Raw genomic sequence first — 12,468 nt, 5'->3', positions numbered from 1 at the left:
ATCAGAGACTAGCTGATCAATGGAGACTTACTTGATTTTCCGCCGACCGGTGGTGCCAATTTCGACCGCAGTCGTCGATGAATTTGCAGACTCATCAAATACCCCAGTCAACACAACACCCTGTGGGAGCGGGCTTGCCCGCGATTGCGGTGGGTCAGACAGCAATGATGTTGACTGGCACGCCCTCTTCGCGGGCAAGCCCGCTCCCACAGGGACTCCCATTGCCCGCAGGATTTGGATCAATCTTCGAACTGGCGACGCTCGGCCTCGATGGCTTCTGCCAAAGCCTTGGCTTCGGCCTCTTCGTCGGTCAGTTCGGGCTCAGGTTTCGGCGGCTCCAGCGCGGCGACGGCGGCCAGGAGTTTTTCCCGCGCTTCGGCAACGCCAAGAATGTCATCTTCCTGTTCTGGTTCTGGTTCGGCTTCAGCCTCGACCTGAGGTTCAACTTCGGTTTCAGGCTCGGGTTGAGCCAATTCCCCTTCGGTCTCGGTCACCGCCCCATCCCGCAACAAATCGTCGAAATCGGTCTTGAGCCCTTCTTCCATGGTGTCCAGTTCCAGCAACAGCGTGTGGAAACTGGTTTCTTCCTTCGGCTCCTCCGGTTCAGCGCTGGCGTCGGCCAGTTCCTGCAAGCCTTGCGGAACCGGAGCGTCGTCGAAATCGAGGACAGGATCAGGTTCCAGCTCACGCAGCTCGGCGAGCGGCGGCAGGTCGTCGAGGTTTTTCAGGTTGAAGTGATCGAGAAACGCCTTGGTGGTGGCGAACATCGCCGGTTTTCCGGGTACGTCGCGGTAACCGACGATGCGGATCCACTCGCGTTCCAGCAGGGTTTTCACGATGTGGCTGTTGACCGCCACGCCGCGCACGTCTTCGATCTCGCCCCGGGTGATCGGCTGGCGATAGGCGATCAGCGCCATGGTTTCGAGCATGGCGCGGGAATAGCGCTGCGGCCGCTCTTCCCACAAACGTCCTACCCATGGCGCGAACTTTTCGCGGATCTGCAGGCGATACCCGGAGGCGACTTCCTTCAACTCGAAAGCACGGCCGTCGCAGGACTTGGCCAGAATCGTCAGCGCTTTCTTGAAAACAGGGGGCTCGGGCCGCTCGCCTTCTTCGAAGAGTTCGAACAGGCGTTCAAGCGATTGCGGTTTTCCCGAGGCCAACAGAAAGGCTTCAAGCAGTGGCGCCAGCTCGCGGGGTTCAGTCAGGTTCATGATTCAACTCGTTATTCGGCTCGGGCCCGGACATGGATCGCCGCAAACGGCTCATTCTGCACCAGCTCGACCAAGGATTCCTTGACCAGTTCGAGGATCGCCATAAAGGTCACCACCACCCCCAGGCGCCCTTCTTCAGCGGTGAACAGCTCGACAAACGGCACAAAACCGCCGCCCTTGAGCCGTTCCAGCACATCGCTCATGCGCTCGCGGGTGGACAGCGCTTCACGGCTGACCTGGTGGCTTTCGAACATGTCGCCACGGCGCAAGACCTCGGCCATGGACATCAGCAACTCTTCCAGACGAACATCCGGCAACAGTTTGCGCGCCCGGGCTTCCGGGGCATCGAGCTTGGGCACCACCACGTCGCGGCCGACGCGGCTCAGGCCATCGATGCCTTCGGCAGCAGCCTTGAAGCGCTCGTACTCCTGCAAGCGACGAATCAACTCGGCGCGAGGATCGTCCTCTTCATCTTCAATCGTTTCGGCACGGGGCAACAGCATCCGCGACTTGATCTCGGCCAGCATCGCGGCCATCACCAGGTACTCGGCGGCCAGCTCCAGGCGCACCGACTGCATCAACTCGACATAGCCCATGTACTGACGGGTGATTTCCGCCACCGGGATGTCGAGGATGTTGATGTTCTGTTTGCGGATCAGGTACAGCAGCAAGTCGAGCGGGCCTTCGAAGGCCTCAAGAAAGACCTCGAGCGCATCCGGCGGGATGTACAAGTCCAGCGGCATTTCCATGACCGCCTGACCATAGACCATGGCGAAAGGCAGTTCTTGCTGGGCGCCGGCCTGGCTGTCGACGGGTTCTACTGCAGACATCTAGGCCTCGGCCATGAAAGGCGCAGGGTCGCCGCAACCGACGCGGATGACTTCCGGTTCGCCGTCGGCGAGGCTGATCACCGTGGATGCCTTGATCCCGCCGAAACCGCCGTCGATGATCAAGTCGACCTGATGCTCGAGCAACTGGCGCATTTCATAAGGATCAGTCATCGGGTCGGTGTCGCCAGGCATGATCAGGGTCACGCTCATCAGCGGCTCGCCGAGTTCTTCCAGCAATGCCAGGGCAATCGGATGGCTTGGCACACGCAGGCCGATGGTGCGTTTTTTCGGGTGCAGCAACAACCGTGGCACTTCGCGGGTAGCGTTGAGAATGAAGGTGTAAGGGCCAGGCAAGTGAGCCTTGAGCACACGGAAGGTGCCAGTGTCGATCTTGGCAAACAGCCCCAATTGCGACAGGTCACTGCAAATCAGCGCGAAGTTGTGCTTTTCATCCAGCTGACGTAGCCGGCGCACGCGCTCCACGGCGTTCTTGTCGCCGATTTGGCAACCAATGGCGTAGGAAGAGTCTGTGGGATAAATCACCACCCCGCCGTTGCGGATGATCTCGACAGCCTGTTTGATCAGGCGCGCTTGCGGGTTTTCCGGATGAATCTGGAAAAATTGACTCACATTCTCTACCTGTTCAGACGACGGCAATAATTGGGTCATGTTTGAATCGACACCACAGTGGTGGCAGATCCTCCGGGAGCGGGCGGTATTCACCGATCTCGGACCAGCCTCCAGGGCCATGAAAATCACTGCCGGCGCTGACCAGCAGACCAAACTCGCGGGCTAGAATCGCCAGGCTGCCCACCTGTTCGGCGGGTTGATGGCCATTGACCACTTCTATCGCGTGGCCCCCTGCTTGAATATAGTCGGCAATCAGGCGACGACGCTTGCTACGAGTGAAATCGTAGTGCCAGGGATGCGCCAGGCTGACCCAGGCACCCGCGGCGCGCAGGGTTTCGACGGTGTCTTCCAGGGTCGGCCAGTGTTGTTTGACGTCCCCCAGTTTGCCGGCGCCCAGCCATTTGCGGAACGCTTCGGCGCGATCCTTGACGAAACCTTCGCGCACCATCCAGTCGGCGAAGTGCGGACGGGCCGGCGCATTACCACTGTCGCCCAGCTCCTGTTGAATGGCCCGGGCGCCGTCAAGCGCCCCCGGCATGCCTTTCAACGCCAACTTGCGGCTTATTTCTTCGGACCGTAACCAGCGGCCATCGTGCAATTTTGCGATGGCCTCGACCAACGGCGGCGCATTGACGTCGAAACCGTAGCCCAAAACGTGAATGGTCGCCCCGCCCCAAGTGCAGGACAATTCGACACCATTAACCAGTTGCATCCCCAGCGCCGTCGCGGCGCTGCGGGCCTCGTCGAGGCCTTCAAGGGTGTCGTGATCGGTCAAGGCCAGGACTCGCACGCCTTTCTCGAACGCACGCGCAACCAGTACCGCAGGCGCCAGGGCGCCATCGGAAGCCGTGCTATGGCAGTGCAAATCAACATTCACAGGACTGTGTAACCTCAAATCAGCTGACGCTATCGCGCGTCAATATGTTTGTTATTATGCCGCCACATCCTGCTTCTGGCTGCCACTGTGAAACAATTCATCGACTTCATCCCGCTTCTGCTGTTTTTCATCGTCTTCAAAATCGATCCACGGGTCGTCGACATTGGCGGTCATCAACTGACTGTCGGTGGTATTTACAGTGCCACCGCGATGCTGATCATCAGTTCCCTGGTGGTTTACGGCACGCTGTTCATCAAGCAGCGCAAGCTGGAGAAGAGCCAGTGGCTAACCCTTATCGCCTGCCTGGTCTTCGGCAGCCTGACCCTGGCGTTCCACAGCGAGACCTTCCTGAAATGGAAAGCCCCGGTGGTCAACTGGCTGTTCGCCCTCGCATTCATCGGCAGCCACTTCGTCGGTGATCAACTGCTGATCAAACGCATCATGGGCCACGCACTGACTCTACCGGAGCCGGTCTGGACCCGCCTGAACATCGCCTGGATCGGGTTTTTCCTGTTTTGCGGCGCCGCCAACCTGTTCGTTGCGTTCACGTTCCAGAACTACTGGGTCGACTTCAAAGTCTTCGGCAGCCTGGGCATGACGTTGCTGTTCCTGGTCGCCCAGGGCATTTACCTGTCCCGCCACCTGCACGACGCCGATACCACCACGCCAAAAACCGAGGACTGACATGCTTTACGCAATCATTGCCACAGACGTCGCCAACTCCCTGGAAGCCCGCCTGGCCGCACGGCCTGCGCACCTTGAGCGCCTGCAAGTGCTTAAAGGCGAAGGTCGTATCGTACTGGCCGGCCCTAACCCGGCCGTCGACAGCAATGATCCGGGCGCCGCGGGTTTCACCGGCAGCCTGATCGTCGCCGAATTCGATTCGCTGAGCGCCGCACAAGCCTGGGCCGACGCCGATCCGTACATTGTCGCAGGCGTCTACGCCAACGTTTCGGTCAAGCCGTTCAAGCAAGTCCTCCCGTAAACTCCATCAGCGCGATGAGCCTTGTCGGTTCATCGCGCGTTCAATCGCTCATTATTCTCGTTTATCGGCCGACAACCTGCCCAATACTCGTATTGGAATCAGGAGTTGCGATGCGCAAAGGTCCGTTGTGTCTGATGTTGGTGACGTTGTCGATCATGGCGCCCGCCCATGGTGAAGAAAGCGCCAATGGCGGTAGTTCGACGCCGCTGTCCTTGAGCGCCGGCAGCCAGATCACCGAGTTGCAGCAGCGCTTGAAGGCAAGCGAACAGCAACGAGAAGAATTGAGCAAACAACTGCAAAATACCGATGGCGAACGCGAAAGCGCCCATCTGAGCCGGTTGCGCCTAGAGAATCAGCGCCTGAAGCTGCAACTCAAGGAAGCCCAGGCCAGCAGCCCACTGCCGCGCCTGCTGACAGATCAGCAGCAATGGTTCGTTATCGGTGCCGCAGTAGCGCTATCGGCCCTGCTCTGCGGTATCTTCGCCAGTGGTGCAACCAGAAAACGTCGGCAATGGCTAAATTGAGTGAGTCATGAGCGAGCTGTTATTAATTGATGATGACCAGGAGCTGTGTGAGCTCCTGAGCAGTTGGCTGAGCCAGGAAGGCTTTCAGGTCCGCGCCTGTCACGACGGCCAGAGTGCTCGTCGCGCACTGGCTGAAACATCCCCCGCGGCCGTGGTGCTGGACGTGATGCTGCCGGATGGCAGCGGCCTGGAACTGCTCAAGCAACTGCGCAGTGACCATCCGGATTTGCCGGTGCTGATGCTTTCGGCCCGTGGTGAACCGCTGGACCGCATCCTTGGCCTGGAACTCGGTGCCGATGATTACCTGGCCAAACCGTGCGATCCACGGGAACTGACAGCGCGTCTGCGCGCGGTATTGCGCCGCAGTCATCCGACGGCAGTCTCCAGCCAGCTCGAATTGGGCGACTTGTGCTTCAGCCCGGTGCGTGGCGTGGTCAGCATCAATGAACAGGAGTTCACCCTGACTGTCTCCGAAAGCCGTCTGCTCGAAGCCCTGCTCAAGCAGCCCGGCGAACCGCTGGATAAACAGGAACTGGCGCAAATCGCCCTCGGTCGCAAACTGACCCTGTACGACCGTAGCCTGGATATGCACGTGAGTAACCTGCGCAAAAAAATCGGCCCGCACCCCGACGGTCGCCCACGCATCGTTGCCCTGCGCAGTCGCGGTTATTACTACAGCCTCTGAATCCGAACGCGATCCCCTTTGTGCGCGACCTGCGATCCCCCTGTAGGAGTGCAGTAGGCAGGCATCGTGTGGTGTGGCGGCCGATGTGTTGGAATTGTCAGTAAGATAGAAAATCGTCTTTACCCAAGCTTTACGCTCCGCTGACCGCCGCTGACCTAGATCTCCGTAATCTGCACACATCCGGAACGTACCGGGAATGAGACAAGGAGATACACCATGCGCAAGACTCTTATCGCTTTGATGTTTGCTGCCGCCCTGCCGACCGTTGCCATGGCCATGCCTGAAGGCGCAGGTCCAATGGGTGACCACATGGACGGCTCACGCCACGGCGGTCAGATGCACGGCATGCACGGTAAAGGCCCTTACAGCCAGCTGGACCTGAGCCGCGAACAGCGCGAGCAAATCCGCAAGATCATGGGCGAGCAGATGCATGAGCGTCAGCAACTGGTCGACAAGTACCTGGAAAAACTCTCGCCAGCCGATCAGAAAGCCCTGAAAGACGAGATGGAGGCCAAGCACAAGAAAGCCGAAGCCGACGTTCGCGCACTGCTGAAACCGGATCAACAGAAGCAATTCGACGAGATCCAGAAGGAACAAGCGGAGCGTCGCGCCGAATGGGCCGAGTTCAAGGCCTGGAAAGCGCAGCAAGCGCAAAAAGCGCAATAATGCGTTAACCCTGGACCCAACGGCTAAACCCCGTTGGGTCTTTGCCACTCAATTTAATGTGGGAGCGAGCCTGTGTGGCGAGGGGGCTTGCCCCCGTTGGGTCGCGAAGCGGCCCCGGCATTTCAAAGTTAAGCCGCAGGTAACGGGTTTACGACTGCTTCGCAGCCGAACGGGGGCAAGCCCCCTCGCCACATAAGCCCGCTCCCACATGGATTGCGTTTGTTTGAGGATTTTCTGTGCGCTCATTGTTCTGGCGTATCCTGGCCAGCTTCTGGCTGGCCATCGCTCTGGTTGCGGGCCTTTCCATTCTGCTCGGGCACATGCTCAATCAGGATGCGTGGATTCTCAGCCGCCACCCGGGCCTAAACACCCTGGCCGAACAGTGGACGCAAACCTACGAAAGCCAGGGCGAAGACGCTGCCCAGGACATTCTCGAGCAGCGCAAGCGCCAGTATCACATCGACGTTCAGGTGCTCAACGAGGCCGGTGACCCGGTGGTACGCGGCACCTTCCCCCGGCGGGCGGCGGCCTTCGAAGCGAGACAGAACGATAATGATCGACGCCTGCCATGGCGGCGTCTGACCGATGAGTACACCAGCGCCAAGACTGGCGACACCTACCTGCTGATCTACCGCATTCCGCACCCGGAACTGGATGCCTGGCACCGTGAAAGCCTGCTCTGGCCGTTGAGTGCGCTGGGTATCGCGTTGGTGGTGCTGACCCTGTTCAGCCTGCTGGTGACCTTTTCCATCACCCGACCGCTGAGCCGTTTGCGCGGTGCGGTACATGACCTGGGGCAGACGACGTATCAACAGAACAGCCTGGCGCAACTGGCCAACCGCCGCGATGAGTTCGGCGTGCTGGCCAACGACTTCAACCGCATGGGCGCGCGCCTGCAAAGCCTGATCGGCAGCCAGCGGCAATTGCTGCGCGATGTGTCTCACGAATTGCGTTCACCCTTGGCCCGACTGCGCATTGCCTTGGCACTGGCCGAGCGGGCAAATCCTGAGGAGCGGGAAAAACTCTGGCCACGCCTGACTCGTGAATGCGATCGACTGGAAGCGCTGATCAGCGAAATCCTGGTGTTGGCGCGAGTCGATGCCGACAACGCCAGTGCCGAAGAAGTGGATCTCAACGCGCTGCTCAATACCCTGCAAAAAGACGCGCAGCTGGGCTCGCCCGAGCAGAACGTGCGCCTTGAGGCCGAGCCGCAACTGAACCTCAAAGGCTGGCCGACCATGATTGAGCGCGCCGTGGATAACCTGCTGCGCAATGCCCAGCGCTTTAACCCGATCGGGCAACCGATCGAAATGCAGGCGTTGCGTCAGGGCGACAGGATTGTAGTCAGCGTGCGCGATCACGGCCCCGGCGTGGAGTCCGAGCATTTGAATCAGCTGGCTGAACCGTTCTATCGGGCACCGGGACAAACAGCGGCCGGGCACGGCCTGGGGCTGGCCATTGCGCGCCGTGCGGCGGAGCGGCATGGAGGGAGTCTGGTGCTGGCCAATCACCCGGAGGGCGGGTTTATTGCCAGCCTGGAGTTGCCGCTAGTGCCGGGGGCGGTGGTTCAACCCTGAACCCTGTGGGAGCGAGCTTGCTCGCGAAGACGAAGTGTCAGTCGACATCATCGTTGCCTGACACACCGCTTTCGCGAGCAAGCCCGCCCCCACATTAGATCGGCGTCTTCAGGACTTGCCAGGCCAGGCGCTAACAAACTCGGTCAAATCAACCTTCTCCGCCACCCGCGGTTCTTTCTGCGGCGTACCAAGGTAAAGAAACGCAATCACCTCTTCCCCTTCCGCCAACCCCAAGCCTTTAGCCACATGCGCTGAATAAGCCAGCTCACCGGTGCGCCAAACCGCGCCAATGCCTTGCGCATAGGCCGCCAGCAAAATCCCGTGAGCCGCACAGCCTGCCGCCAACAGTTGCTCGGACTTGGGATACTTGTCGTGCTCCTGCAAACGCGCAATCACCACAACCACCAGCGGCGCACGCAACGGGCCGTTGCGCGCCTTGTCCAGCAAGGGCTCGGACACATCACTGTCTTGCAGCTTCGCCGCTTCGGCCAGCAACTCACCCATTTGCTCGCGCGCGGCGCCTTCGACTGTCAGGAAGCGCCAAGGCTGCAAGTGGCCATGGTCTGGCGCGCGCATCGCGGCGGCAAACAACACTTCCCGTTGCTCGGCGGTTGGCGCCGGATCGAGCAGTCGTGGGACGGAAACACGGTTGAGCAAAGCGTCGAGAGCCTGCATCGGCCACCTCCTGTAGAAAATGTCTGGCTATTCTAGCGTCAACTGTCGCGACGGCGTCGGTTTACATGCCCTGCCCCGCAGGTAGAATGGCGCCCTTCTTACTATCAGCCCGAGCGGACTTCATGGCGTTGCCGACCTTACGGATCATTGGTTTCATCATCGGCATCTTCCTGATCACTCTGGCCATCGCCATGGTCGTGCCCATGGCCACGCTGGTGATCTTCGAGCGCACCAGCGACCTGCCGTCGTTCCTCTGGGCGAGCATGATCACCTTCGTCGCCGGCCTCGCTCTGGTGATACCCGGACGCCCCGAGCACATCCATCTGCGCCCGCGAGACATGTACCTGCTGACCGTCAGCAGCTGGCTGGTGGTATGCATCTTCGCCGCCCTGCCGTTCTTGCTGACCCAGCACATCAGCTACACCGACTCGTTCTTCGAAAGCATGTCCGGCATCACCGCCACCGGTGCGACGGTGCTCACTGGCCTGGACAGCATGTCCCCCGGCATCCTCATGTGGCGCTCATTGCTGCACTGGATCGGCGGCATCGGTTTTATCGGCATGGCGGTAGCGATTTTGCCATTGCTGCGCATCGGTGGCATGCGGCTATTTCAGACCGAATCGTCGGACCGTTCCGAAAAAGTCATGCCCCGTTCGCACATGGTGGCGCGTTTGATCGTTGCGGCCTACGTCGGCATCACCATTTTCGGCAGCCTGGCATTCTGGTGGGCCGGGATGAGCCCGTTCGATGCGATCAACCATGCAATGTCGGCGATTTCCACCGGTGGCTTCTCCACCTCCGACCTGTCTTTGGCCAAGTGGCCTGAGCCTGCGGTGCATTGGGTTGCCGTCGTCATCATGATTCTCGGTGCCCTGCCATTCACCCTGTACGTGGCGACGTTGCGCGGTAACCGTCGGGCCTTGATCAAGGATGAACAGGTTCAAGGCCTGCTCGGCATGTTGCTGGTGACCTGGCTGGTGCTCGGCACCTGGTACTGGTGGACCACCCAGTTGCACTGGCTGGAGGCCTTGCGGCATGTGGCGCTGAACGTGACGTCGGTGGTGACCACCACCGGTTTTGCACTGGGGGACTACAGCCTCTGGGGTAACTTCTCACTGATGCTGTTCTTTTATCTGGGGTTTGTCGGCGGCTGCTCGGGGTCGACCGCTGGCGGGATCAAGATATTCCGCTTCCAGGTTGCCTACATTCTGCTCAAGGCCAACCTTAACCAATTGATTCACCCGCGCGCGGTGATCAAGCAGAAATACAACGGCCACCGTCTCGACGAAGAGATCGTGCGCTCGATCCTGACCTTTTCGTTCTTCTTCGCCATCACCATTTGCGTCATCGCACTGCTGCTGTCGCTACTGGGCGTGGACTGGATGACAGCGCTTACCGGCGCGGCCGCCACGGTGTCTGGCGTAGGCCCGGGGCTTGGTGAAACGATTGGTCCGGCGGGTAACTTCGCCAGCCTGCCGGATGCCGCGAAGTGGATTCTGTCGTTCGGCATGCTGCTAGGCCGACTGGAGATCATTACGGTGTTTGTTCTGTGTATCCCGGCATTCTGGCGTCACTAATCGGCATGGGCGCTTCCGTCAGCCGCGTCCGGTATTCGCCGGGGGTGGAATCGAACCAGCGTCGGAAGGCGCGGAAGAAATTGCTCGGATCGGCAAACCCCAGCAGGTAGGCAATTTCCAGCAGGGTCATATTTGGTTGCGCCAGGTATTGCTCGGCCAGTTCACGTCGGGTGTCATCCAGCAACGTCTGAAAACTCGTGCCCTCTTCCTGCAAGCGACGCTGCAAGGTGCGTTGCGACAAATGCAGCGTCTGGGCCACCGCATCGCGCTTGGGCTCGCCCTGAGGCAGCAGACGGCATAACACCTGCCGCGCCTTGTGGGTTACGCGGCTCTCGGAAAACCGCGCCAGGTACTCGCCGGCAAACCGGTCGTGCAGCCGCGCCATGGCCTCGTTGGCGGTGGGCAGCGGTGCCTCCATGTCGGCGCGCTCGAAGATCAAGGCGTCATAAGGCGCGTTGAACAGCAACGGGGCATGGAAGGCTTGTTTATACGGTTCAAGATCAACGGGCTCATCGCCCTGCAGCAAAACCTTGCGCGGCTGGAACGTGCGGCCGGTCAGCCAGCCGCAGAGTGCCAGGGCGCAGGCCATTGATGCTTCGGCACTCTGCCGGGTCGGCGGCAGGTGATCGCCATGGACTGTCAGAATCAGCGCATAACCCTCATCCAGCAATCGAAAACTCAAGTCGGCACTTTCGGCGATGATTCGCTGATAACGCACCAGACGTTGAAAGCCTTCAGCCAGGGTCTGGCTGGACATCAAGGCATAACCGGCGACATGGAAGGACGCCGGTCGCACCACCTTGCCCATGTTCAGGCCGATCGCCGGGTTGCCGGACAGTTCGACCGCGCGCTGCCAGAGTCGCGTCATGGAATCTTGCGGGAAGCGCGCATCCGGGTCATCCAGTGCCGCATAGTCGAGCCCTAGTTGCTTGAACAGAACCCGGCAATCCAGGCCGTCCATTTCCAGTGCCTTGACAATCCCCATCGCCCAGCTTGCAGAAGTCGTTCGTTCGCTCATGGCGTTTACTACGTGATGGCCGCATGCCACGACCCAATACCCAAGGATACTAAAGTGGCGCCTATTGTCACTGGCTGATACCAATGATCACTCTAGACTTAAATAAGCTACCCGCAGAACAACTTGTCGCATGCACAGTAACCACAGAGATCGCCGTCGTGGAAAACATCAAACGTTTCAACAGCTTCGCTGAGTTTTACCCGTATTACCTCGGCGAACACCGCAACAGCACTTGCCGACGATTGCACTTTGTCGGCACCTCCCTGGTTATTTTCATTCTGGCGCTGACCATCGGCAACGGCGCGTGGTGGATGTTGCTGGCCCTGCCGCTGGCCGGTTACAGCTTCGCCTGGGTCGGGCATTTCTTCTTCGAGAAGAATCGCCCTGCCACCTTTCAGCATCCTCTTTACAGCCTGCTCGGCGACTTCGTCATGTACCGCGACATGATTCTGGGTCGCGTGGCGTTCTAGGCTCCATTGGCCACAAAAGCGCCTTGAGCAGCCAATGCAGCCTTGGATCCAAGTCCTACACTCAATACATCCCTTTCGATCAGAACAAGAGGATAGCCGATGAATGCCCATGCCCGTTTTACCCATATGCAGGACGGCACGCAGGAAGACTGGGCGATCATCGCCGCAGATTTCAGCGCCTATGCCCGGCAATTGCCCAAACGGATCGTGGCGCACCTGAAGTTACTGGAGGGGGATTTCGGCGGTTTCCCGGTGGATCGTCTGACCCACTCCCTGCAAACCGCCAGCCGCGCCTGGCGCGATGGTCGCGACGAAGAATACGTGGTCTGCGCCCTGCTCCATGACATCGGCGACACGCTGGGCTCCTACAATCACCCGGACATCGCCGCGGCGATCCTCAAGCCGTTCGTCAGCGCCGAGAACCTGTGGATGATGGAGAAGCACGGGATTTTCCAGGGCTATTACTTCTTTCATCACCTGGGCTTGGACCGGCATTTGCGCGAGCAATTCAGCGGTCATCCGCAGTATCAGGCGACCATCGAATTTTGCGCCCGGTACGATGCGGCGGCGTTTGATCCGGCGTACGACACGCTGCCGCTGAGCTTCTTCGAACCGATGGTGGAGCGCCTGTTTGTGCAGCCGAAGAATTCGATTTACAAGGCGGCGATGGAAGAACACACGCCAGCCTGATAGGTCTCAGGAGACCGCTTCGCGGTCCATCGCGGGCAAGCCCGCTCCCA

General features: G+C 59.9%; 15 protein-coding genes. 9 read left to right on the top strand and 6 right to left on the bottom strand.

The window, feature by feature from the left end:
* Window positions 1-239: 239 nt before the first annotated feature.
* The 4 genes from scpB to ACZ3HH_RS18310 are packed head-to-tail and all read right to left on the bottom strand — an operon-like array spanning window position 240 to window position 3,551.
* Window positions 240-1,214 carry an SMC-Scp complex subunit ScpB gene (gene scpB, locus ACZ3HH_RS18325; RefSeq protein WP_465806484.1) on the bottom strand — a complete coding sequence of 325 codons (975 nt, stop codon included), beginning with the start codon at window positions 1,212-1,214 and terminating at the stop codon, window positions 240-242.
* A gap of 11 nt (window positions 1,215-1,225) precedes the next feature.
* A complete protein-coding gene (locus ACZ3HH_RS18320; RefSeq protein ID WP_258700775.1) occupies window positions 1,226-1,984 on the bottom strand; it encodes a segregation and condensation protein A in 759 nt (252 codons plus the stop codon).
* A gap of 60 nt (window positions 1,985-2,044) precedes the next feature.
* A complete protein-coding gene (locus ACZ3HH_RS18315) occupies window positions 2,045-2,674 on the bottom strand; it encodes an L-threonylcarbamoyladenylate synthase (protein ID WP_465806483.1) in 630 nt (209 codons plus the stop codon).
* 13 nt (window positions 2,675-2,687) lie between these two features.
* A complete protein-coding gene (locus tag ACZ3HH_RS18310) occupies window positions 2,688-3,551 on the bottom strand; it encodes a PHP domain-containing protein (RefSeq protein ID WP_030130050.1) in 864 nt (287 codons plus the stop codon).
* Between the two features lie 87 nt (window positions 3,552-3,638).
* Here ACZ3HH_RS18310 and ACZ3HH_RS18305 point away from each other — a divergent pair, with 87 nt between their 5' ends.
* From ACZ3HH_RS18305 to ACZ3HH_RS18280, 6 genes are all read left to right on the top strand, one after another.
* Window positions 3,639-4,235, top strand: a complete 597-nt coding sequence (locus tag ACZ3HH_RS18305; RefSeq protein ID WP_460147361.1) for a septation protein A — start codon at window positions 3,639-3,641, stop codon at window positions 4,233-4,235.
* Window position 4,236: 1 nt separating this feature from the next.
* Window positions 4,237-4,536, top strand: coding sequence for a YciI family protein (locus ACZ3HH_RS18300; RefSeq protein WP_465806480.1), 300 nt, complete (start codon window positions 4,237-4,239; stop codon window positions 4,534-4,536).
* A gap of 110 nt (window positions 4,537-4,646) precedes the next feature.
* Window positions 4,647-5,060: an SH3 domain-containing protein gene (locus tag ACZ3HH_RS18295; protein ID WP_465806478.1), complete on the top strand. Its 414-nt coding sequence runs from the start codon at window positions 4,647-4,649 to the stop codon at window positions 5,058-5,060.
* A gap of 7 nt (window positions 5,061-5,067) precedes the next feature.
* Complete coding sequence (locus ACZ3HH_RS18290; RefSeq protein WP_460147363.1) at window positions 5,068-5,745, top strand: response regulator transcription factor; 678 nt, start codon at window positions 5,068-5,070, stop codon at window positions 5,743-5,745.
* Window positions 5,746-5,961: 216 nt separating this feature from the next.
* Window positions 5,962-6,411 carry an LTXXQ domain protein gene (locus ACZ3HH_RS18285; protein WP_465806475.1) on the top strand — a complete coding sequence of 150 codons (450 nt, stop codon included), beginning with the start codon at window positions 5,962-5,964 and terminating at the stop codon, window positions 6,409-6,411.
* Between the two features lie 236 nt (window positions 6,412-6,647).
* A complete protein-coding gene (locus ACZ3HH_RS18280; RefSeq protein WP_465806473.1) occupies window positions 6,648-7,988 on the top strand; it encodes a sensor histidine kinase in 1,341 nt (446 codons plus the stop codon).
* A gap of 108 nt (window positions 7,989-8,096) precedes the next feature.
* Here ACZ3HH_RS18280 and ACZ3HH_RS18275 read toward each other — a convergent pair whose 3' ends face one another.
* On the bottom strand, window positions 8,097-8,663 hold the full coding sequence (locus ACZ3HH_RS18275) for an NAD(P)H nitroreductase (RefSeq protein ID WP_465806471.1): 567 nt from the start codon (window positions 8,661-8,663) through the stop codon (window positions 8,097-8,099).
* Between the two features lie 122 nt (window positions 8,664-8,785).
* Here ACZ3HH_RS18275 and ACZ3HH_RS18270 point away from each other — a divergent pair, with 122 nt between their 5' ends.
* On the top strand, window positions 8,786-10,240 hold the full coding sequence (locus ACZ3HH_RS18270) for a TrkH family potassium uptake protein (RefSeq protein ID WP_367374671.1): 1,455 nt from the start codon (window positions 8,786-8,788) through the stop codon (window positions 10,238-10,240).
* Here ACZ3HH_RS18270 and ACZ3HH_RS18265 read toward each other — a convergent pair.
* Complete coding sequence (locus ACZ3HH_RS18265; RefSeq protein ID WP_465806469.1) at window positions 10,197-11,258, bottom strand: AraC family transcriptional regulator; 1,062 nt, start codon at window positions 11,256-11,258, stop codon at window positions 10,197-10,199. The two genes, ACZ3HH_RS18270 and ACZ3HH_RS18265, sit on opposite strands and share 44 nt — an antisense overlap.
* Window positions 11,259-11,416: 158 nt before the next feature.
* On the opposite strand from ACZ3HH_RS18265, the gene ACZ3HH_RS18260 reads away from it, so the two are divergent.
* Both ACZ3HH_RS18260 and ACZ3HH_RS18255 read left to right on the top strand, forming a co-directional pair.
* On the top strand, window positions 11,417-11,728 hold the full coding sequence (locus ACZ3HH_RS18260) for an Mpo1-like protein (RefSeq protein ID WP_465806467.1): 312 nt from the start codon (window positions 11,417-11,419) through the stop codon (window positions 11,726-11,728).
* A gap of 99 nt (window positions 11,729-11,827) precedes the next feature.
* Complete coding sequence (locus ACZ3HH_RS18255; protein ID WP_465806465.1) at window positions 11,828-12,418, top strand: HD domain-containing protein; 591 nt, start codon at window positions 11,828-11,830, stop codon at window positions 12,416-12,418.
* Window positions 12,419-12,468: the final 50 nt, after the last annotated feature.

Source organism: Pseudomonas sp. PME37.24/025 (genome assembly GCF_055556615.1).
Note: the sequence above shows the minus strand (reverse complement) of the source record. Positions and strands in the feature narration are given on the sequence as shown.

What these genes read in the sequence shown, in the direction of transcription:
- scpB (WP_465806484.1), bottom strand. Translation starts at nt 1,214, where the DNA reads ATGAACCTGACTGAACCCCGCGAGCTGGCGCCACTGCTTGAAGCCTTT.
- ACZ3HH_RS18320 (WP_258700775.1), bottom strand. Translation starts at nt 1,984, where the DNA reads ATGGTCTATGGTCAGGCGGTCATGGAAATGCCGCTGGACTTGTACATC.
- ACZ3HH_RS18300 (WP_465806480.1), top strand. Translation starts at nt 4,237, where the DNA reads ATGCTTTACGCAATCATTGCCACAGACGTCGCCAACTCCCTGGAAGCC.
- ACZ3HH_RS18295 (WP_465806478.1), top strand. Translation starts at nt 4,647, where the DNA reads ATGCGCAAAGGTCCGTTGTGTCTGATGTTGGTGACGTTGTCGATCATG.
- ACZ3HH_RS18290 (WP_460147363.1), top strand. Translation starts at nt 5,068, where the DNA reads ATGAGCGAGCTGTTATTAATTGATGATGACCAGGAGCTGTGTGAGCTC.
- ACZ3HH_RS18285 (WP_465806475.1), top strand. Translation starts at nt 5,962, where the DNA reads ATGCGCAAGACTCTTATCGCTTTGATGTTTGCTGCCGCCCTGCCGACC.
- ACZ3HH_RS18275 (WP_465806471.1), bottom strand. Translation starts at nt 8,663, where the DNA reads ATGCAGGCTCTCGACGCTTTGCTCAACCGTGTTTCCGTCCCACGACTG.
- ACZ3HH_RS18270 (WP_367374671.1), top strand. Translation starts at nt 8,786, where the DNA reads ATGGCGTTGCCGACCTTACGGATCATTGGTTTCATCATCGGCATCTTC.
- ACZ3HH_RS18265 (WP_465806469.1), bottom strand. Translation starts at nt 11,258, where the DNA reads ATGAGCGAACGAACGACTTCTGCAAGCTGGGCGATGGGGATTGTCAAG.
- ACZ3HH_RS18255 (WP_465806465.1), top strand. Translation starts at nt 11,828, where the DNA reads ATGAATGCCCATGCCCGTTTTACCCATATGCAGGACGGCACGCAGGAA.